Source organism: Haloarcula sp. H-GB5 (assembly GCF_054850705.1).
The window spans coordinates 1-20,348 of record NZ_JBTWBG010000006.1 but is presented as its reverse complement, the minus strand read 5'-3'; the positions used below and the strand labels follow the sequence as shown (position 1 = coordinate 20,348).

At 59.9% G+C, this 20,348-nt stretch carries 24 protein-coding genes and 2 pseudogenes; 22 read left to right on the top strand and 4 right to left on the bottom strand.

The window, feature by feature from the left end:
* Positions 1-25 precede the first annotated feature (25 nt).
* On the top strand, positions 26-892 hold the full coding sequence (locus tag ACYJ11_RS19225; protein WP_461649057.1) for a DNA-binding protein: 867 nt from the start codon (positions 26-28) through the stop codon (positions 890-892).
* Positions 893-1,254: 362 nt separating this feature from the next.
* Here ACYJ11_RS19225 and ACYJ11_RS19220 read toward each other — a convergent pair whose 3' ends face one another.
* Positions 1,255-3,252, bottom strand: a complete 1,998-nt coding sequence (locus tag ACYJ11_RS19220; RefSeq protein WP_461649056.1) for an AAA family ATPase — start codon at positions 3,250-3,252, stop codon at positions 1,255-1,257.
* Between the two features lie 517 nt (positions 3,253-3,769).
* On the opposite strand from ACYJ11_RS19220, the gene ACYJ11_RS19215 reads away from it, so the two are divergent.
* Complete coding sequence (locus ACYJ11_RS19215) at positions 3,770-4,777, top strand: transcription initiation factor IIB (RefSeq protein ID WP_461649055.1); 1,008 nt, start codon at positions 3,770-3,772, stop codon at positions 4,775-4,777.
* On the opposite strand, the gene ACYJ11_RS19210 is transcribed toward ACYJ11_RS19215, so the two are convergent.
* Both ACYJ11_RS19210 and ACYJ11_RS19205 read right to left on the bottom strand, forming a co-directional pair.
* Positions 4,746-5,573, bottom strand: a complete 828-nt coding sequence (locus ACYJ11_RS19210; RefSeq protein WP_461649054.1) for a nucleotidyl transferase AbiEii/AbiGii toxin family protein — start codon at positions 5,571-5,573, stop codon at positions 4,746-4,748. The two genes, ACYJ11_RS19215 and ACYJ11_RS19210, sit on opposite strands and share 32 nt — an antisense overlap.
* Entirely contained in the window at positions 5,566-6,168 is a 603-nt protein-coding gene (locus ACYJ11_RS19205; protein WP_461649053.1) for a hypothetical protein, read from the bottom strand. The genes ACYJ11_RS19210 and ACYJ11_RS19205 overlap by 8 nt, the downstream gene beginning before the upstream one ends.
* A gap of 171 nt (positions 6,169-6,339) precedes the next feature.
* Between ACYJ11_RS19205 and ACYJ11_RS19200 the strand changes: the two genes are divergently transcribed.
* The 17 genes and pseudogenes from ACYJ11_RS19200 (at position 6,340) to ACYJ11_RS19120 (ending at position 14,047) form a co-directional block, all read left to right on the top strand.
* Entirely contained in the window at positions 6,340-7,218 is an 879-nt protein-coding gene (locus ACYJ11_RS19200; RefSeq protein ID WP_461649052.1) for a biosurfactant protein 1, read from the top strand.
* A 143-nt stretch (positions 7,219-7,361) separates the two neighbouring features.
* Positions 7,362-7,547, top strand: a pseudogene (locus ACYJ11_RS19195) (hypothetical protein); the annotation flags it as partial.
* A 109-nt stretch (positions 7,548-7,656) separates the two neighbouring features.
* Positions 7,657-8,037, top strand: a complete 381-nt coding sequence (locus ACYJ11_RS19190) for a hypothetical protein (RefSeq protein ID WP_461649051.1) — start codon at positions 7,657-7,659, stop codon at positions 8,035-8,037.
* A gap of 86 nt (positions 8,038-8,123) precedes the next feature.
* Positions 8,124-8,561: a hypothetical protein gene (locus tag ACYJ11_RS19185; RefSeq protein ID WP_461649050.1), complete on the top strand. Its 438-nt coding sequence runs from the start codon at positions 8,124-8,126 to the stop codon at positions 8,559-8,561.
* A gap of 107 nt (positions 8,562-8,668) precedes the next feature.
* Positions 8,669-9,160: a hypothetical protein gene (locus tag ACYJ11_RS19180; protein WP_461649049.1), complete on the top strand. Its 492-nt coding sequence runs from the start codon at positions 8,669-8,671 to the stop codon at positions 9,158-9,160.
* Between the two features lie 3 nt (positions 9,161-9,163).
* A complete protein-coding gene (locus ACYJ11_RS19175; RefSeq protein ID WP_461649048.1) occupies positions 9,164-9,529 on the top strand; it encodes a DUF7568 family protein in 366 nt (121 codons plus the stop codon).
* Positions 9,530-9,606: 77 nt separating this feature from the next.
* A complete protein-coding gene (locus ACYJ11_RS19170; protein WP_461649047.1) occupies positions 9,607-10,002 on the top strand; it encodes a DUF7567 family protein in 396 nt (131 codons plus the stop codon).
* Positions 10,003-10,081: 79 nt separating this feature from the next.
* A complete protein-coding gene (locus tag ACYJ11_RS19165) occupies positions 10,082-10,483 on the top strand; it encodes a DUF6166 domain-containing protein (protein ID WP_461649046.1) in 402 nt (133 codons plus the stop codon).
* A gap of 23 nt (positions 10,484-10,506) precedes the next feature.
* Entirely contained in the window at positions 10,507-10,785 is a 279-nt protein-coding gene (locus ACYJ11_RS19160; RefSeq protein WP_461649045.1) for a DUF7389 domain-containing protein, read from the top strand.
* 48 nt (positions 10,786-10,833) lie between these two features.
* Positions 10,834-11,055 carry a hypothetical protein gene (locus ACYJ11_RS19155; protein WP_461649044.1) on the top strand — a complete coding sequence of 74 codons (222 nt, stop codon included), beginning with the start codon at positions 10,834-10,836 and terminating at the stop codon, positions 11,053-11,055.
* A 54-nt stretch (positions 11,056-11,109) separates the two neighbouring features.
* Positions 11,110-11,409: a hypothetical protein gene (locus tag ACYJ11_RS19150; protein WP_461649043.1), complete on the top strand. Its 300-nt coding sequence runs from the start codon at positions 11,110-11,112 to the stop codon at positions 11,407-11,409.
* 2 nt (positions 11,410-11,411) lie between these two features.
* Positions 11,412-11,777 (top strand): DUF7568 family protein, encoded by a 366-nt coding sequence (locus tag ACYJ11_RS19145; RefSeq protein ID WP_461649042.1) that lies wholly within the window; start codon positions 11,412-11,414, stop codon positions 11,775-11,777.
* Positions 11,778-11,876: 99 nt separating this feature from the next.
* Complete coding sequence (locus ACYJ11_RS19140) at positions 11,877-12,140, top strand: AbrB/MazE/SpoVT family DNA-binding domain-containing protein (RefSeq protein ID WP_461649041.1); 264 nt, start codon at positions 11,877-11,879, stop codon at positions 12,138-12,140.
* Positions 12,141-12,285: 145 nt separating this feature from the next.
* Entirely contained in the window at positions 12,286-12,549 is a 264-nt protein-coding gene (locus tag ACYJ11_RS19135) for a PIN domain-containing protein (protein WP_461649086.1), read from the top strand.
* Between the two features lie 120 nt (positions 12,550-12,669).
* Positions 12,670-13,359: pseudogene (locus ACYJ11_RS19130) on the top strand (DUF6166 domain-containing protein).
* Positions 13,359-13,514: a hypothetical protein gene (locus ACYJ11_RS19125; RefSeq protein WP_461649040.1), complete on the top strand. Its 156-nt coding sequence runs from the start codon at positions 13,359-13,361 to the stop codon at positions 13,512-13,514. The pseudogene ACYJ11_RS19130 and the gene ACYJ11_RS19125 overlap by 1 nt, the downstream one beginning before the upstream one ends.
* Entirely contained in the window at positions 13,511-14,047 is a 537-nt protein-coding gene (locus ACYJ11_RS19120) for a hypothetical protein (RefSeq protein ID WP_461649039.1), read from the top strand. The genes ACYJ11_RS19125 and ACYJ11_RS19120 overlap by 4 nt, the downstream gene beginning before the upstream one ends.
* A 202-nt stretch (positions 14,048-14,249) precedes the next feature.
* Here the strand turns inward: ACYJ11_RS19120 and ACYJ11_RS19115 are convergent, their stop codons facing one another.
* Positions 14,250-15,488 carry an MFS transporter gene (locus ACYJ11_RS19115; protein ID WP_461649038.1) on the bottom strand — a complete coding sequence of 413 codons (1,239 nt, stop codon included), beginning with the start codon at positions 15,486-15,488 and terminating at the stop codon, positions 14,250-14,252.
* Between the two features lie 259 nt (positions 15,489-15,747).
* Between ACYJ11_RS19115 and ACYJ11_RS19110 the strand changes: the two genes are divergently transcribed.
* The 3 genes from ACYJ11_RS19110 (at position 15,748) to gdhB (ending at position 20,193) form a co-directional block, all read left to right on the top strand.
* Positions 15,748-18,630 (top strand): bacterio-opsin activator domain-containing protein, encoded by a 2,883-nt coding sequence (locus ACYJ11_RS19110; protein WP_461649037.1) that lies wholly within the window; start codon positions 15,748-15,750, stop codon positions 18,628-18,630.
* 112 nt (positions 18,631-18,742) lie between these two features.
* Entirely contained in the window at positions 18,743-18,886 is a 144-nt protein-coding gene (locus ACYJ11_RS19105) for a rubrerythrin-like domain-containing protein (protein WP_461649036.1), read from the top strand.
* The gene (gdhB, locus tag ACYJ11_RS19100; protein WP_461649035.1) at positions 18,883-20,193 is read left to right on the top strand and encodes a glutamate dehydrogenase GdhB; all 1,311 of its coding nucleotides are present in this window, start codon (positions 18,883-18,885) and stop codon (positions 20,191-20,193) included. Before ACYJ11_RS19105 ends, gdhB begins: the two co-directional genes overlap by 4 nt.
* The last annotated feature ends 155 nt before the right edge of the window (positions 20,194-20,348 follow it).

Sequence of the window (20,348 nt, the reverse complement as noted above, 5' to 3'; positions counted from 1 at the left end):
GGAAATCACCTTGTGAGTGATTCCAATGTCCAGTAAGAACGTCTTCGGTAATGAGGTTTCGGTCGATGAACAGGCTTTCGAGAAACACGATGAAGCTGAGGTCGACGAGGATGGGTTCGAAGTCGTCGACGAGACCCCGGAGTTCCGGGCGACGGTCGACATGGAAGTGCAGGCGAAAGTCGATTCCAACCATCCAGATGCGCGCGTCGAGGAAGGCCCGGATCACATGTTCGGGAAGACCCTCGAACAGGAAGAGCGCATCGAGGCGCGGGAAGCCGAGCTCGAGCGCATCAGTGCCCAGGCCGAATTCAGTCACCAGGAGGGACGTGCGAAACGGACGCGGGAGGTCGTCGTCGAGCAGTGTGGCCGGGATGAGCCCAAACCGGTGGAGCGCACGGATCCCCGAGAGAAACTGGCGCAGGACGAACTCGCGGCAGTGAACAAGCAAGCGATGCGGATCAGCGACGAAGTCGATGGCGGCTGGTCGAGAGCGGTCGTCGCGAAGCAGCTGGCCGGGAAGGTGCATCGGGGTGAGGACGTGACCAAGGCGGTGCTGGAGACGTTGGAGGAGCTGAAAGCGGTGCCGGGGGCAATCGTGCCCATCGCGGATGTGCCGGACGTCCCGGTCGGAGAGGTGACAGTTGAAGGAACTGTGCAGACCCTCTGGGAGCCCTCTTCTACAAACATCCAACAAGTCGGGCTGATAGCGGATGACAGTGGGAAAATCAAGTTCACCTGCTGGGAGCGGTCGAATCAGACCGTGGTGCGGGAAGGCCAGACAGTGCGGTTCCGGGCGGCAGCGAAGAACTGGTACGAAGGTCGGTGCTCAATCGCGCTAACCGGGTGGTCGGAAATCCACTTCCCAGAGCGCGGCCGCTGGTGGGACGAATAGCCAGTCGACGCATCCTTCTTTTTCTTACGCGCCGGACCGACCCAGACCCCGCCGCCCCACCCTCCGCTCCGTGCTCGCTCCTACCGTCGCTGCGCGCGCAGCCACGACCTCACTCGCCGGTCCAACATTTATCCGATAAACCGCAGGAATAGGTGCGCGACCCGGACGAGTTGATCGGGCCCCCAGAGGAGTGCGGGCGCACGAGCGCTCCGGGTCAGACAGATGACGGGTGAGTGAGGAAGATCTATCGACGGCTCCAAGAGTACGATCAGGACAGTGAACCAGTCAAAGCTTGAGCTTCAGAAAGGCCGTCTACCTCGATACCCGACCCCGTAGACGTGATTGCGTTCTCTGATGGGTGATTAGCTGGTTGTCTCGGATGATTCAATCTCCTGCAGAATCTCGTTGAAGTCCTTGAACAACGTCTCGAAGTTCTCGATCGACTCTTCATCCAGCTCATCCTTCAACCGGTCCAGGTGATCCTGGAAATACTTGGCCGGCTTGTTGTGCTCGAAATTCCCCTCATTTATGTGGAACCGTTCGAAGAACGTGTCCAGCCGTTTCGCAATCCGCGGATGCCTGTTGTCTTCCTTGAAATCTGATGTAGAGATGTAGTCCGGGACATCGGGCACCTGCGCCAGCTCGCCAGAATAGGCTCTGTTGACCAGCTCCATGTAGAAGTCGGTGGAGAACAGGTCCTCGATATCTCCGTGGTCCTCGTCGGTGAAGTCAGAGATGTCCCGGATGTTGTCTGTGTCCATTACGCCTCTCGACTCGATGTTATCGACGCGCTGCTGGACGTCGTTGTCAGCATCCAAGAGGACCGCAAGGTCGAGATCGTTGCCGCCGAACAAGGAGACGAAGGTCGGAACGTTACTCCCGCTCCCGACCGGAATAACGGTCCATTTGCGGTCGAGACTGGTCCTATCTCGTTCATCGAGGATCTCAGACATCGTGTAGATGTAGCTGTGGTCGGATTTGCCCTCTACGAGTAGTGTCTGGGGCCGTATCAACAGGGTATCGACGAGGTCGAACTCGAAGACATTCTGCAGCGGAAGTCGGGTATCTTCCCCGATGCGCATGACGTCGTCGGAAATGTTGGTTCCCCTCCCAGGATCGGAAACCACCATCTTTGCTTGGTGCAGGCGTCGGGGATCGATCATGAACGGGGAGTGAGTCGTGTAGACTACTGGGTACTGTGGAGAGAGTTCGTCGTTGAGGAAGTCGAGAAAGTCCTGCTGGGCTCGAGCATGAAGGTGCAGCCCAGGTTCATCCAGCAATACAAGCAGGTCTTTATCTTGGTTTTTCAAGTCGGTGAACTGGCAGAACACGGAGAAGAACCATCGGAAGCCTCTGGATTGCTGGTTGAAGGGGATGGTGGCTCTGTAGTCTAAGTTCTCTACAAGGATTTCCACGACACGTTCGTTCTGCCAGCGGAACGAGGTGCCTTCTGGAAGATAGTTTCTATCGAATTGGAAGCGGATGTTCTGGTTTTGGCTCCAGTAGTCCAAGACGTAGTCGGTGACATCGTTCGCAGCGGCTTCTAGATCTGTCCGTATTCTGGCCCAGTCGTCGTTGTCCCGGAGTTCTGTCGCTTCTAAGTTGCTGATCGAGAGCAGGGACAGGAAGATTTCGTCGCCTTCCTCCAGTTCATTCTGATTCTGTTTCTTGACCAGCTGGTCCATACTGATCTCGTCTTCCAGAAAGTGGTACTCCCCCATGTACAGAAATTGGGGGATTTGAGACTCCAGAATCTGTGACCCGATATCTTGAGCGATATCGATATCACCGTGCTGGACCTCGTTGAGAATCTGGTCGAGTGCGTTGTTACCAGAGGTTGAGTCCTCAAGTTCGGCGACCAATTCGTCGATAGAATCTGCCTTCGCTAGCTTGCCTTTGGTCTGGCTTGGAAGATCATACCCCTCCAGCAACTGTTCAATAAAGGCTGACTCGTTAATATCGATATCCCATGATATCTCGCTTTTGTAATTTTTCGCTACCTCGACTTCCACAGATTCCTCTTTTTCATCTTCGTTTTCTTGCCTGCCCAGTATCTCGGCCCCAAATTCCTGTTCTATCTCCCGGATTTCCTCGTCTTCAAGCCAAAACTTTGCCTGGACAGCTACGTCAGGATTCTCTTCGTGACGCTGTTTATACTGAGTCCACTCGTCGCGGGGATACTCGTCATATGGTTCGTACTCTCCTGAGCCGTACACCGGATTCAGCTTCTCGATAGCCTCTAGGAACGCTGTTTTTCCGGATTGGTTTTTCCCAATGAGACAGGTGACATCTTCCACGTCAACCCATCCGGTGTCATCAATGCATTTGAACTTCTGTACGCGGAATTCCTGTGGAAGCATGTGTCAAGTTGTTCCCTGGCACAAGCATTACATCTCGCCCTTATATACTCTTTTGAGCGGCGCTACAGAGCAACTGAGATCCCGTCCTCTGCCGGGTCAATCAGGCTTCTACCTGATCAGATGATTCACGGTACGATTTCAAGCATGCCGGTGATTGCTGTATCTGTAGCGCTGATGAGAGGGTGTTCGTGAATTCTCAATTTGACCGCGCGGCCGAGGTCCTGTTCGTCAACAAGCCGGGCTACGGCCATTTCTTCCGTAACTTCTACTCCGGAACGATGAGCTTCCGCCAGTGGATCGAGATATCTCGCGAAATATGGAGACGAGGACGGATGAGATGCTGGAGCTACGCTAGCGGTCAGACGTCGTTGTAGAGGGGTACATTACAGTGACTCAAGCACTATAGTATGAGTCACAACCCAGCTGAACCTAAGTCTGTACTTGATAGCGTCTATTATCCCTCTCAATAGGTGAGGGGCTCGCTGTACTGGCGGGTTCCCTGAACACGGTGAGAACGATGGCAACCAGAGACATCTACGAAACTGGCTTCGACGAAAACGTCCGAACGGAGTCGAGCGCGAACCACTGTCCCGAGTGTAGCGGCCGGGTCACCACCAACGCGGTTGAAACCGTCTGCGAAGACTGTGGACTCGTCGTCGACGAGCAGCGAATCGACCACGGGCCGGAGTGGAGAGGATTCGACGAAGACGAGCGCGAACGGACGGGTGCGCCGCTCACGGCGGCACGGCACGACCGGGGCCTGTCGACCGAGATCGGGCGTGGCACCGATGCGAATGGAACTGAACTCTCCGGCCGGAAGCGCCAGCAGGTCGCTCGGATGCGACGGGAGCAGAAACGCGGTCGGTTTCAGTCGAAAACCGAACGCAACCTCGCACACGGCCTGGGTGAGGTCCGCCGGATCGTGAGTGCCCTCGAGCTGTCCGAGACGATGCGCGACCAGGCGTGTCGACTCTTCCGCAGTGCTCAGAACGAGGATCTGCTGCCGGGTCGGTCGATCGAGGCGATGGCGGCGGCGAGCGTCTACGGCGCCTGCCGGTGTAACGGGCGTTCGCGAACGCTCGACGATGTCACTGACCCGGCACGTGTCGAACAATCGCGGGTGACGAACGCGTACAAGACGCTGAATACCGAACTCGGCCTCCCGGCCCAGCCCGTGACGCCCAGTGCGTTCGTCCCACGATTAGCATCGGAACTCGACGTCTCCGATCAGATCCGGCAGCGGGCACGCGAACTCGCAAACCAAGCGGAAGCTACTGGCGTCACCACTGGCGTACAACCCTCGGGATTCGCCGCGGCGTGCCTCTACAAAGCCGGTCAAGAACACGGACTGTTGCTCACCCAGTCCACGATTGCCGACGTCGCGAACTCGTCGCCGGTGACGCTTCGGACCCATCGGAACACACTCGACGGGCTACTCGAACAAACGGACCAGAGCAGTAGTCCGTCAGCAGGTGAGGGGAATCAGTCGCTGTCTACACAAAGAGTCGCTCAATCGACTGACTGACAAGAGTTGCATCGACACCGATGAGCCGCGCTGCACGGTCGTACAAGTCTTCAGTCGTTGCGTCTCGAAAGGTCGTGATATCGTCGTCAGTCAGATGTGTCTGGACGGCCGCCTGTAGCTCGCTATATTCGGTGACGTACCAGAGGAGCGCGTGCAGGTCAGCGAGGTCTTTCAGCCGTTTGTGACTCTTATCTCGCTGTGGGAGGGCCCGGACTTTCATCGCCGCGAGCAACTCCGGAGCTGCAATGAGGACCTCAGCCGGGGCATCCCACGAGACGTGCTCGTCGAGCGGCGCTGCACGACCAGCGGTAAATGCCGGTTCAAGCAGGGGTTCTGCAGGCGGCCGGAAGCCAAAGACGTCGTGGAACGCATCGAGTGCGGTAGTGTCGGGGATAATGTCGATATCGACGCGAAAGATGTTGTGAGGCGGATGGTCTTTCGCCGCCTCATCACTCAATCGCTCTCCGGTATCTCGATGGAACTGCTGATAGAACCCGAACCGACCCCTGGTATAGCCGAGTTCGTCTTCGATTTGCTGGAGCGTCGTCGCGACCGACGTCGTGGACACCTCCTCGGTCGTCCAGTCCGGCTCGATGTGGATTCCGAGATCGATGTCTCGAGACCCGATGTAGGGCCGGTCATGGGCGGCCTGAAATCCCTCGGTCACGTGCAGGTGTACGGCCCACCCCCCGAGGAGGCACACCGGTGGACTCGCGGCTGCGATGATATCCTGTAGTTCCCGTTCGGACAGCGTGGTCACCGCGTCGACGTACTGACTTCGGTCGCCGCTACTCATTGTGATACAATTCGATCAGCCGATGGGCAGCCTCGACAGCGGGGCCGTCCTCGTCGAGGAGGTCGACGATCAGTTGTGGAATCGAGACCGTCCGGACGCCGTCGATGGTCTGGGCGTTGTAGAAGACGTGCTCGTCGGTCACCCGGAACTCCGTGTTCCCGCCACCGATGAGCCCCTGCTCTTCGATGACCTCGAGCCACTGTTCGATATCGTCGGGGTTCACGTACAAGGCCGTCTCGGAGATGAAGAGAAATCCCTGGTGGATGTTCTCGGCCTCGTACGTCGTGAGGGCGTAGTCAAGTCCGGTGTCTTGAATCTGGTCGCGTGGCTGCTGGAGCGACACGCTGAGATCGTTTGGCTGAATCCGTGTGTCGCGCCAGTGCTCGTAGAGGGCTGCCGGGTCCACGACGGTCGTATCGTCGACGAGATCCGCTGCCTGGAGCTGATCGAGGTAGTCGTAGCCCCACGACTGCGACACGTCTGCACGCTTGGCGACTTCGTAGGTGCTCAACTCACCTGTGGCGTGATTGCAGAGTACCCGGTGCAGTCGCTCCTTCTTGAATCCCCGCTCGCGGGTGGGCGGCTCGAGGAGCATAGTATCTAGGTAGCGCCCCATATTTATATACTTAACCGGAATCCGGAAGAGCGTATAACTACCGGGATTACCAGGACCACCGGTAATTGGAGGGGCTTATATACGCAACCGGAATGCGTGATGTGCGAGCATTCAAATACGAAGCCGGGACAACGCATTCCAGGACCACAGATGACGAGACAAGAGACTGATCATGAAGCACTCCGACCGCTCGGCGAAGCGACTCACGTTCCCGACGACCAACTCGCCAGTAGTGGTGGCGAGCCCCGGCGGCAGCGATCTGGTGGCGTCAACGCGGGCTATCCAGACGATTCGACACCATCGGAGTCCAGCTGTGAGTCCTGTGGGGTATCGATCCACGCTGGGCAGTCGAAGTGCCGGTTCTGTCTCACGAATCATCTCGATGCAGCCGGGGATCAGGACCCATCGGACGCCGGTTGGTCGTTCCTCCACGTCGTCCAGATGTTCGTCGAAGCGTCGACGTTCTACGGCGCCGTGGCAAAGGGGTCGGCTGCGGCCTCTCTCCTCGCGGACTCGGATTCCGATCCCGCGGTCGACGACTGCCAGTTGATCTACGACCTCGCCGAGGAACCTGCAACGCAGCTTGCCGACCAGTGGCCGTCACTCCCCTCAGCAACACGGATCACGTCACCGAGTGGCGAAGCGATCCTTGAGACTGCTCGCGAGCGAACAACATGGCGCGAGTCGCGCCACGTCGACCAGCACGCGACGTTTCTCTACGACGAAACCGGGAGCGGGATTCAAGCCGAAGATCGTCTTGCACGCCTACGTGAAGACGCAGACGACGACCTCTGGCTGGTGCCAGCGATTGCCCTCCAGGAATCCGTCGCAGAGACCAGTAGCGAACACTCACGACACGAGCGCCCGAACAGCGAGTCCCTCGAGTGTCGGGAGTGCGGTCGGGAGACCACGCATCGATTCCGCGAATTCGAGATCGTCCCCCATGACGACTGGACTAGCCAGCCCATGTGGGCGTGCCAGCGCTGTGGGACGCCCCGCTACGGCCCGAACCCCGACGCCGGCCAGTAGCGACGGTATCGGATTAACCAACGCCAACTGATATCGAGCGGTTCTGTTGGTTAACTGGAGGCGAGTTCGTGAGCACTCCCCGGACTGTCTTGCTGACCGTTCGCCGGTGTCGTTCTGCGCCGCGAATCGGCGGAGGCGCAGATATGGACCCACGAGACACCCCCGGCTACCGGCTGCATCGCACGCTCAGCAACCTCACCAGTATCGACGGCGAGCAAGTGGAATCCGCCGATCGAGAGCGAATCACCGCAGCGGTGACGCTCCTCGAGCAAGTAAGTCTCCTCACCCGACCGGATGCGACGGAGGATAGTGATGTCCTCGAAGAATCCAGACTGCACGAACCGTCGGCAACGAGGCGTCCTGTGGCCGCCACAGCGGGAGCAGTTGTTCGCCCCCTGAAGGGGTGCGGGGGTACGAAAACGCTCCCGAGGACAATCCATGGCAACATTGCAAGCCGCGACGACGTCGACCGGCGCGCTCGTAACGGACTCACAGGCCGTCCGCCAGCTCTGTGAGAGCCACTGCTTCGGGACACTGAACTGGGAAGTGGACGACGACGGCGAACTCGTCATCTGGGGCTACGACAGCTTCGAAGTATACACGGCCCGCGAGAACGGCCTGCCCGATTACGACGGTGGTATCGTCACCCACGAGTTCCTCCGAGAACTCGCGGAGTATCTCGAACCGGACGAAGAACTCGACATTCAGACAGCCGGATTTACCAAGTGCCGATTCCCGGTACTGGCCAAACGGTACGTCGTTCGCGGCGGCGAGGTTCTGCACACGGACCTCAGCGGTCTCGAGCCAATCGACGAGTAGTTGCTGGCCAGCCCGCCGCGTGTGCCCAGGGGGGTTTATCGGGGGCCGAAGGGCTGCGCCCCCTCGCGGGGGCCGGTCGTGAAACCATGTCCGAGCACCCTACCGACGACCCGTTCGAGGACTGTGAGCTAGATCCCGAGGCGGTTCTCGGAACACGAACCTTCGAGGACGTCCTGTTCACCGATGAGACGGAGACGCCCGTGAACGTCCTGACCGGTGAGACGCCCGAGCATTCGCAAGCCACCGTCGACGAGGCCAAAGCCTTCGCAGCGGGGATCAACACCGAGACACCCCAGATCGCCCTGCCGGCATCGGTCGAGGCACAGATCGAGACCGCGAGCAAACCGTACACGGCAGCCGCGTTCTTCCACTTCAAGGCGACGGGGTCACTCCAACGCCACCGCGCCTACCACGCTGCCTACGAATCGGCTGCGTTCGACGTCCAGTTCGAGGCTGATTACGAAACCGGTGATCTGACGATCACCGTCGAGGAGGTGCGTGAATCAGACCGAAACGACGGCTAGCGAGCGCCTCCTCCAGCGGTGTTTATCGAGCGCCGGCGATGGGTGCCGGCGCACCCAGGAGTGAGGCAGCGTGCCGTCAGAGGCGTCGGCAGCCGAGGTGACACCCGATGCACATGGTCATTTACAGTCTGGTAGAGGCATCGACAGAAGACGACGCACTCGCCACCGGAAAGGCGGTGTTCGATCGACTCGTCGGCGCCGTCCCACACGCCGGCGCAGTCTTCGACTACTACGTCGCGTTCGATGAAGAAGAGACATCCGTCGCTGGCTCGGCCCGCTGGGGAGACCTGCCGGTGGCCGCGCCTGTGGACTCCGAGGAAGGTGAGGAACTGCTTGAACGTGGTTGGGATGCGACGAAAGAAGAGTTCGAACGTAATCTCGACCGGGTGAAGGAGGCCATCGAGGAGCTCTCCGACGAGGAGATCATGCGCGATGAGGACCTCGCCCGGCACGCCTTCCATCAGGTCGGCGCGTACGACGGCCCCTCGGTCTTCCTGTACGACGAACACGGGAGCGGCATTCGGCATCGCGGCCAGCTGGACCGAATCCTCGACGAGAGTGACGATCTCTGGATCGTGCCTGCCGACGTCCACTTCTGACTGATGCCTCGGATCACAAACTGGCGACGAGAGAGTCGTACGCCCGCGCTCGAGTATCGGAACACCGAAATCGATGCCCGGGCCGTCTTGCATCGAGCCCCGGACTCCTACCGATACAAGTGGCGTGGCGTGATTCTCGTCGACGGCTATCCGGTGTGGTCGCGAGGGTCCGAGACGAAAGAGGTGACCAGGTTTCGGGATATGCTCCGGGAGAGGTCAGCGCCCGAGCTGAGCTGTCCGGAGTGTCCGAACGACGACGTTGTCGTCGGTCAGAAGTCAGCTGGAGGCGCGAACGTGCAGCGCTGGTTCGACTGTCCCGACTGTGGCTACGAAGGTCGTTCGGAAATCGTCTACGGCGCTGAACGGTGAGGAAGACAGCGTCACTGCGGTGAAGTCTATTGTTGGGCCGGAATGGGTGGCCCGTCTCAATCGGGCCAGATCCACAGATGAGTCTGGAAGTCATCGACCGCCACAGCGAAGCACTGTTCAAGTTCCTCTGGTGTCCCGTCTGCGGGCAGGAGGTTTTCTCCCACATTCCCTTCGAGGGCGTGTTCTGCAAGCACTGCAACACACAGGTCGAACTCCAAGAATCCAGAGAAACACGTGGCTACGAGGAGGCCGTCCTCGCCTGCTTCGACACCCACTCAACGTGGAACCTCCACGTCGACGAGAAACTGCGTTGCGACCTGCCCGACGGGTCGGCACGAGTGAAGATTCTTGGCGCACCGGGCGCCTACGAGGTCGACTGGTGGAGCCCCGAACCCGGCGACAACTGGGAGCCGGTCGAACGAGGCGAATTCGACGACGTCGACGAACCTGCGGAGATCTCCCACCTCGCGTAGGGGAACGCAGTCACGTGGCTGTTTGTCGCCCCCTGAGGGGTACGGGGGTGCTCGACCGAGCATCGCCCGAAACAACCCGATGAGTAGAACCAACGACACACACTCGACCGAACAGACACGCTCACCGCGCGACCGAGACGTCGTCTACGTCGGCTATCGGCAGCGCGGGCAGGCTATCGTGGAGAAGCGCCCCGGCCAGGAACGGCTCACGCCGGATCGGAGTCTCGAGCTGGTGAACCACAGTCCCTCGGGCTTCGAATGGGGATACGGCGGTAGTGGCCCGGCGCAACTCGCGCTCGCGCTGCTTCTCGACTACACGAATGACGAAGCGTTCGCCCTCGACCACTACCAGGCATTCAAAAACGAGGTCGTGAGCCAGCTGGACTGCGTCGGGTCTGATGGGCGCTGGCGACTCACCGTCAGCGAGATCGACGCAGTCCTTCACGAAACACCCGACGAGCCGGTCGCACCGTCCATCTGAGCACCACTCACGGAGAGCCACACATGTCAGAACACACCCAGCAGCCGTGTACGAACGCAGAATCGACACCAAACAATGAGCAGCAGTCACGAACCGAGTACGTCGAACGAAGCGATGTCGGCGTCTCACTTACCGTGAAGCTCACTCGCGGCACCGGCACCCGTGATCAGGACAAGATCGTCGCGAAGGCGAAAGGCAAGACCCTCGAAGACGCCCGCGAGGACATGGAAATCCTCCGGGAGTACATCCACGATCTCGCCGAGGACGCCCGCCGGATCCAACCCGAGGAAGAAGACGAGTAGCGGGCGCGCTGTTTTTCGTCGCCTCAGCAGTGGCAGAGGCGATCATCAGTGAGCAATCCTAACGTTCAATCGACAGACGCAAGCGAACTGTCGCCAGAACAACGTCTCGAACCACCGAACACGCGACTCATCACCGCTGGTATCGTGACGATTCACGATATGGAGACGCTGCGAGCCTGCGTCGCCTACGAGAACGCGAATCAGCAGCGCGTCCAAATCCTCCGCCGACTCGAACAGCGAGCCACCGAAATACGCGCACAAAACGACTAACGCGACAGCTGGGGACTGTTTGTCGGAGCCTCGGTGGGTGGAGGCTCAATTCAGATGAGCGAGCGACCCGAGATCGAGATTCAGCGACAGACCGCGTTCGGTGACGATGGCCAACTCGAGGTCACAGAAACAAGCGTCGAAACCTCACTCGAGGACTTCGGTGCCGACGTGGATCATCGCGACCGCGGTTCACGGCTCGATCGGCCCGAAGCGAGTGAGTTCGGCGTCGACGACCGACCGGAAGTCAAGCACTCGTCCGAGGGTGAGCAGTCCAGTCTCTTCGCCGATACAGCCGAGGACCAGCCGACGCTCGCTGGCGACGACGCAGCTGCTCGCTGTCTGTTCGAGGAGTGACTATGACACGACTCACCAACTGGACCCGAGAGAGCCGTACTCCGACCCTGGCGTACCGAAACACAGAGACCAACGCCCGAGCAGTCCTGCACCGAGCGCCGGATTCGTACGTCCACAAGTGGCGGGCCGCGATTCTCGTCGAGGGCTACCCCGTGTGGTCGCGCGGATTCGCGACAAAGGAAGCCGCAGTGCTCCGCGACGAACTCGAAAAGCGCCCCCAACCGGAGCTCCGCTGCCCAGAGTGCCCGAACGACGAGGTCGTCGTCGGCCAGAAGAGTGCTGACGGCGCGAAGGTCCAACGGTGGTTCGAATGTCGGGAATGCGGCTACGAAAGCCGCTCAGCAATCGTCTATGGCTCCGAGCGGTGATTCGCACAGGGAGATCAGACAACCGTGGAGGCCTCAGTCGATTCGAGCTGACCGGTGGGTTGAAGTCGCTGCGTAAGGAATTCTTACATAGAATCGCCCATGAGTACTGACGATCCTGAGGTCACGACGGTGACGTCGAAGGGACAAATCACCATCCCGAGTCGCCTGCGAGAACAGTTCGGCCTCGAAAAGGGCACGAAGCTGATGGTCGTCCCGACGGACTACGGCCTCGTACTGAAGAAACTCGAGCTCCCCTCCGTCGAGGAGTTCCAGCAGCGGGTCGAAGAGCGTGCTGAGACGGTCGACCTCTCGATGGACGAGGTCAACGAGCTGGTGCATGATGCGCGGGGCGCCGATGAATGAGAGCGGTTCTCGATACGAACGTTCTCATTTCGAGCGTTATCGCAACTGGCGTCCCCCACGAGATAGTCGTCAAGGGGTTTAGCAGCGAGTATCAGATCGTCGTCTCCGTCGCGACGCTCACGGAGTTTCGAGATACGCTGCTCAAATACCCGGAGAAGTTCCACATGGACGAAGAAGACGTCCAACAGGAGGTCGAAACGATCCGCTATTCGCGGAGTTCGTCGACCCGGACGAAGCGATCACAGCGGTCGAGGCTGATCCTGACGATGACAAATTTCTCGAAGCTGCCGTAGCGGGCAACGTCGACTACATCGTCTCCGGCGACCGCCACCTGCTCGATCTCGACTCGTTCCGTGGGATCGATATTGTCGAGCCCAGAGCATTCTACGAACGCCTCACAACCCAGTAAGCCGCTCGTGGCCCACAGGAATTAATTCGGGCGACGAAAATCCCTCGTGAGAGCGCTCTTCCGGGAGTTTTTTCGACCCCCAGAAGGGGTGCGGGGTATCCGAACGCCCGCTTTCAACCGATGGAGACGAACTCGACTACCGACCCACGAGCGACAGTACCGGATGCAAGTGAGCCATCTCAGGCGAATGCAGACCGCGTCGAGTACGTCGGCATGCGCGTCGACGGAACGCCGCTAGTGCTGAAGCTTACCGATCACGAGCGCCTCACTCCAGATCGGAGCCTCGAACTCGTGCGACACAGCCCGGGAGGATTCGACTGGGGCTACACGGGGAGCGGCCCGGCGTAACTCGCCTGTGCGATCCTGCTCGACTACTACGACGACGAGAGCGTCGTTCACCAGCACTACATCCAGTTTCGAAACGAGGTAGTGAGTAAGCTCGCGTGCGATGGCCCGGCCGACTGCTGGCACCTCACCGGGGACGACATCAAGGCTGCACTCGCCGAGTTCCAGGACCATCACGCACTCGCGCCGGACGGCGGGACGCCGTCGCCGTCGTTGCCGGCGAACTGGAATGCGGTGAGCCGAGCAGATCGAACGGTCTTCCAGCGCCGGGACATCGACCACTACGTCGTCCTCGGAGAGGGACGCGAAGAGTGGCTGCTCGTGCTCTGTGCGCAGGGCGACCGTGCGTATCCCGTTCCGCTCGATCATCGAACGCTACCGGTCGAAGCAGATCCTGCGTCCGCCGTGCAGGAACTCGTCGCTGAGAGCAACGACCTCGTCGAGCCGGACGAGGAGGACACCTGATGGACACTCTTCGTCTCTCCCGAACGACCTACCAGCTAATCGAACGTGCTGTCGAGGCAATGGAGTGCATCGGCCGGGAATTCGAGCGATTCAACGATCTGCACGAGCGAACACAGGAGGAAGGCTCAGACGAGTCGAGCCCCGGCGACTCATGACTAGCGAGGTGACACTCGACGAATTCGAGGAGGAGACGTTGTCCGGTGAATCCAATTCGCTCGCACTGGAAGACCGCCTTCTCAGCCCGATTTCCCCGTCCGTGGGACTTCGGCTGATCCCCGGTCGTGGCGACCCGCTTTATCTCCAGAATCGAGGCACGGAGCGGTATCTCTTCCGCGACGAGCACGACCGATGGTTCATTCTCCAACCCTCGGCGAAGGCGTCAGAAGAGGCGTTCGTCCGCTGGGTGTATCTCCCAGCGGACAGACCGAAGCAGCTGGCGCAGTCGGCTCTTCGTCGACGGACGGTGATCGGAAACAACTACTTTCGGCGGTCGACCGCCCCAGTCCCGGTCAGAACGACGGTGACCGCGATGTTCGTCACCGAACGCTGGCCCGAGACGACCTACAAGTGCGGGTCCTGTGAGGCGTTGTTCGACACACCACGAGAGCACGCTCTCCACTGTTGGGACGCCCATCCCTGGGTACCGAATCCAGAGCAGGTACGCCGGCACCGCCAGGCCGATGGGTAACCTCAAGAATTGGCAGGTGTCGAATGCCTCAGTGACGACTGGAAAGCGTTTCTCAAGCATCCAGACACCGAGAAGGTGGCCTCAACGAGTGATTCGCGGCCGTGATGAGCGTCCCAGGTGAGACTCAGCAGCGACCGGGTCACGTCGTCGTAGCTGTGATTGTGCTCTCGGGTGTCGACGCCGTTCGATAGCGAAGTTTTTGCTACAAACGCGCTGGCTCAGGTGCTCGCCACGCGACTGCGATCCCGCAGAGAGCGAGAAGTCCAGCGAGGAGGAACGCCGTATCGAAGCCGGCCAGATCGACAACAACCCCGCCTGCAATCGGGGCAAGGAACGCGCCTGCCAACCCAACACTCGTCTGGAACGCGACCGCTGTCGCAGCGACCCGCGAATCAACCACCTCCCGGACGTACGTAAAGGACAGGCCGAGCGTCAGCTGGACCGCAAATCCAGTGAGGAGGAGGAGCGCGACGAGCAGAGGGAGCGACCGAAACCGCGTAAAGACGAGCACGAGCGGAGCCGCGACTACGAAGGATCCGAGAACGATGGGTTGGCGACGGCCACCGAAGACACGGTCAGACAGGAGGCCACTACTGATCCGGGAGACCACCCCGATTGCGGGGAACACTGCCACCAAGAGGCCACTCACCGCAAGTGATAGGCCAAGTTCGGCGGTGAGGTACGACGCGCCCCAGCTATTCACGAACAGGTATAATGAATAGCCGAGAAACCCGAGCAGCCCGACCGACCAGACCCTCCGGTTCCGGAGGACCGCACCGAACTCTTGAATCGAGGGAGCGCCCCCCTGGCTCGTTCCGAGTCCGCGACTGGCCGGCCAGAACAGGACGAGGCCGACGACCGTGAGGCCGGTGAATGCGACAAAGATGGCGGGCCACCCGAACCGATGCGCAATCAGTGGCCCGGTCCCCTGACCGAGCGCGAATCCGATCGGGCCACTCGCGGTGAAGATGCCGACAGCAGTCGCTCGATTCTCGCTGGTCGCTGCTCGACTCACGATGTCGATGCCAGCGTTCCAGACGACGACGTAGGCGATCCCACCAAGCGCTCGTGATGCAATCACAGATCGATAATCCCCTCGCCGCCCAGCGATCCATCCCCACGTCCCGGCGACAACGAGTGTCAGCACTGCGAGGGCCATCGCAGTCCTGGAATCCGCCCGGTCGAGCGCCGCTCCAGCTGGGAGGCTTGCGATCACCGCGGTGCCGAACATGACCCCGACCAGGAACCCTGCGATCGTCGGCCCAATATTCAGTGCGTCGCGAATGAGCGGGGTAACACTCGCCGGGACGATCTCATAGGCTGCGAGCCCCGTCGAGATGAGACTCGCTCCAGCGACGAGTCTCCACGCCGACTGGCGCTGCTGTTGCGGTTCCTTGCTCGTGGCGTCTTCGGGCTGGGTGGTGGGAGGTCGGGTAGTCATTCCTCGAGAGTCTGGTTGGATAGCGGAACGTTGAAATCGGGAAGAGTCGGTCGATCGCGAAAAGTCCCGATAATCGCGTTTTCATAATCCGTAGCGCGCTCCCTATCTCACGGGGTTAAACAACAAACGTCTTTGGCGCGCGGCGGTTAGATAGTTAACTAGCAATGGACGTACATTCCGATCCGGGCCAGTACCGGAGCTGGAGGCGAGCTCGCATCGGTACCGAGAGGACCATTCGACGTCCCTCAATGGTCGAATAATGGCCGCTCCCCCACCCATTCTGGATTCGTCGACGGTGTTGCTCGTCGGGACAGACGACTGGCTCACGCAATTCGCCACGACCCTCGAGAAACGGACTGATGCCACCGTACACCACGTTCGAACCAAGACGGAGGCAATCGACACCACCCGGACGCGCCCCACGGACTGCCTCATTACCGAGTACGCACTCGAAGAGACGACCGGACTCGACCTCCTCCGAGAAATCCGCGAGGAAACGACTGCGCTCCCGGTCCTCCTCGGCACCACTGCCGGGAGCGAAGCCATCGCTAGCGAGGCCATCGAAGCCGGTGTCACCGATTACATTGCGCTCTCGGACCCGCCAGCACAGATGACCGACGAACTCATCGACCGAACAGAGCGTGCCCTCCGGGCCGCACAGCGGACGGCCACACAACGGGACCGGGCCAGACAATTTGACGCGATCTTCAACGATTTGCGAACTGCGACGTGGGTGCTCGACCCGGATGGCGCACTTGCCCGCGTGAACGAGACAGCACGGGAGATGATCGATGAAGACATCGACACGATCGTCGGCGACCCCTTCTGGACGCTTCCGTGGTGGTCACAGGCCGATGCACCGAACACGGACGTCCAACAACTCGTGGAGAAAGCACTCGACGGAACGTTCGGCAACGCGGTCGTCCCACAGCCGCCAGACGTCGATGAGCCGCGCGTTATCGACCTCTCCGTGCGCCCGGTCGAGAACGAGCGCGGCGATCTCGTCTCGATCGTCGTCGAAGGCGTCGATATCACCGAGCGCGTCGACCTCGAACGGAATCTCAGAGAATCCGAAGAACTGCACCGGGTCACGCTCAACAACATGACCGATACCATCCTCATCACGGACGAAGCCGGCGAGTACACCTACGTTTGTCCCAACGTCCACTTCATCTTCGGCTACACCGTCGACGAGATCCGGAACCTCGGAACGATCGACGACCTTCTCGGCGACGACCTCTTCGACCGGGAGGAACTCGCGGAAGACGGCGTCCTCAAGAACATTGAGACGACGGCGACCGATAAAGCTGGGCGCGAGCACACGCTCCTCGTCAACGTGCGCGAAGTCTCGATCCAGGACGGGACTCTCCTCTTCAGTTGTCGGGACATCACGAAACGCAAGCAACGCGAAGAGGCACTCGCCACGCTCCACGAGACGGCCCGCGATTTCCTCTACGCCGAAACTCACCAAGAAATCGCCCAGCACGTCGTCGACGACACACCTGGTGTGCTCACTCTCGATGCGAGTGCGGTCTACCTCTTCGACGGTGAGGCCAACAATCTTCGACCCGCAGCCCACTCGGCGACGATGACCGAGCTGAACGGGCCACTCCCGACCGTGCACGCCGACGGGGAAACGCTCCCGAGCTACAGTTTCGTTGAAGACGAAGCGTTGTTCTTCGACGACGTTCACGACGCAGATCGGCTCGAAAATCGAGCAACTGACCTCCGAACTGCGGCCTACATCCCGCTCGGCAACCACGGTGTGTTCGTTGCGGGCTCGAACCAGGTCGGTGCATTCGATGAGGTGACGCGAGAGTTGGCCGATCTGCTCGCGGCTACTGCCGAAGCAGCCCTCGACCGCGTCACACGGGAATCACGACTTCGGGAACAGGACCGAACACTCCAGACGCAAAACGAGCAATTGACCGCCCTGAACCGCATCAACGAGACGATACGGGAAATCGATCAGGCTCTCGTACAGGCGGAGACGCGCGAGGAAATCGATCACACGGTCTGTGAACTGCTGACCGCCGACGACCGGTTCCGGTTCGCCTGGATCGGGACAATCGATCCGACGACCGACACCTTGGAGCCTCGTGCCTGGGCCGGGACCGAACAGGGGTACTTGGATAGTCAGTCGTTCGCCGTCCAGGCATCGGGTGCAGAACCAGCCGGCCAAACCGCAGCCACTGGCGACGTGACGATGGTGACGAACGTCGCTGCTGGTCTCCGTGACGAGGCGTGGCGGAAAGACGCCATCTCCCGGGACTACCTGTCCGTATTGAGCATCCCGCTCGTGTATAACGACCTCACTCACGGCGTGTTGACGGTGTACGCACCAACCCAGGATGCGTTCGACGAGACGGCGAAGGCCGTCCTAGGAGAACTCGGCGAAACCATCGCATCCGCTCTCAGTGCGATCGAACGGAAGAATGCGTTGCTCACGACGTCGATGACACGTGTCGAGTTCACCATCGACGACCCGAAGTTTGTCCTCTCACGGCTGGCACAGGACGCGGAGTGCACCCTCTCGTATCAAGGTGGCGTCCAGCAGTCCACGGAAGGCAGCTACGTGTTCGTGACCGTCGAAGACCGGGCGGTAACTGACGTGGCAGACGCCGCCTCGCAGCTGGTCGGTATCGACGACGTGCAGCAGATCAGCGCGGACGGCGAGAGGGGCGTTCTACGGCTCCGACTCACACAACCGTTCCTCGCCTTGGAGCTGGCCGATCACGGTGCCGTCTTCCGCAAAGCGACCGCTGATCCAACCACGACGACGCTCGTCATCGATATCCCGGACAGCATCGACGTCCGAACGATCACGCAGCTCGTCCGTGAGACGTTCGCTGGCGCTGAACTCCGTGCCAAGCAGACGCTCGATCAGACCGCAGAACACAATCTCTACTCGAAGTTCCTCGATTCAGTGACGGAGCGGCAACTGGAGGTGATCCAGACGGCGTACTACAGTGGGTTCTTCGAGTCGCCCCGTGAGAGCACGGGCGAAGACGTAGCGGAGACACTCGGCATCTCCCCACCTGCATTCTATCAACACGCCCGGACCGTCCAACGGAAACTGTTTGCTGCACTGTTCGAAGAGAACAATCTCCCGGTGGCGGCCTCCACGGACACAGTTCAATAACAAACCTACTGGTTGAAGCGCTGTTTGGTAGTCAACAGCCGAGTATTCCCTTATACACTTATTACACCTTATAGAGTGCGCCACTCCACCTGGCGGCACTCGTGATCTCACAATGAAAGATGTCGACCCTGAATCAGACGAAGAAACCCCCTACGAGTGCTTCGAATGTGGCAAAATCATCATCGCGGAGGATAGCCCGGGCCAGTGTCCCGACTGTGGCGGTCCGATGCGAAACCGGCGAATACCGCTCGAATGACCATGGCATCGAAATCTGATAGTACCCGCGACGAGTCAGACGACGAGGCGGCAGATTCGACCGAACCCGAATCAGCCCTCGAAACAGCGCGCCGGCAGCTTCACCACGCTGCTACTCATCTCGACATTGATCAGAACATCGTCGAACGGCTCAAACACCCAAAGAAAGTCCACGAAGTCACCGTTCCTATCGAACGTGACGACGGGACGGTCGAGGTGTTCACGGGCTACCGAGCCCAACACGACAGTGTAAGAGGTCCGTATAAAGGGGGGCTCCGGTATCACCCCGAGGTGACGCGGGACGAGTGTGTCGGCCTCGGCATGTGGATGACCTGGAAATGCGCCGTTATGGATCTCCCGTTCGGGGGTGCCAAAGGTGGCGTTGCGGTCAATCCGAAGGAGTTGAGTTCGGCTGAGAAAGAGCGGCTCACCCGACGGTTTGCCCAAGAGATCCGCGGAGCGATCGGCCCGACAGTAGACATTCCTGCGCCAGATATGGGGACAAATCCACAGACGATGGCGTGGTTGATGGACGCCTATTCGATGCAGGAAGGCGAGACCATTCCCGGTGTCGTCACGGGGAAGCCACCTGTCATCGGGGGCAGTAAAGGCCGTGACGAAGCGCCTGGCCGGAGCGTTGCCATCATCGTTCGGGAGGCAATCAAGCACTACGAGAAGGATATTAACGAAGCGAGTGTCGCCATCCAAGGATACGGAAGCGTTGGCTCGAATGCTGCACGGTTACTCGACGACTGGGGAGCGAACATCGTTGCGGTCAGTGACGTCAACGGTGGTGTCTATGACACGAACGGCCTCGATACCCATTCGATTCCATCACACCACGAAGAACCCGAGGCTGTGATGGGTCACAACGCTCCAGAAACCGTCACCAACGCGGACCTGCTTGAACTTGACGTAGACGTTCTCGTGCCTGCCGCCTTGGGGAACGTCCTTACAGCCGAGAACGCCGAGGATGTGCGGGCGGATATCATCGTCGAGGGAGCGAACGGACCAACGACGAGCGCGGCCGATCGTATTTTTACTGAGCGAGGGATACCTGTTATTCCGGATATATTGGCGAATGCCGGTGGCGTCACAGTGAGTTACTTCGAGTGGCTACAAGATATCAATCGCCGTACGTGGTCGTTGGAACGGGTACACGACGAACTCGAAGAAGAAATGTTGACGGCATGGGATGTGGTCAGAGACGAGTTCACCGATGGTGAGGTGACGTGGCGAGATGCTGCCTATATTGTTGCTCTCTCACGAATCGCTGAAGCCCACGAGGCGCGGGGGCTCTGGCCGTAGGGAGATGGATCATCGACCATTCAGACGGATTCGACAGCCAACTACTCCGCTTGAACGAGGACTGTTTCGACTGTATCAGCTTGTTAGTCCCGGGGCTCTCCTCGTTACTATCTGCTTTATTGGATACGTTGTCATCGGCTTCAGCTTATCCTTCG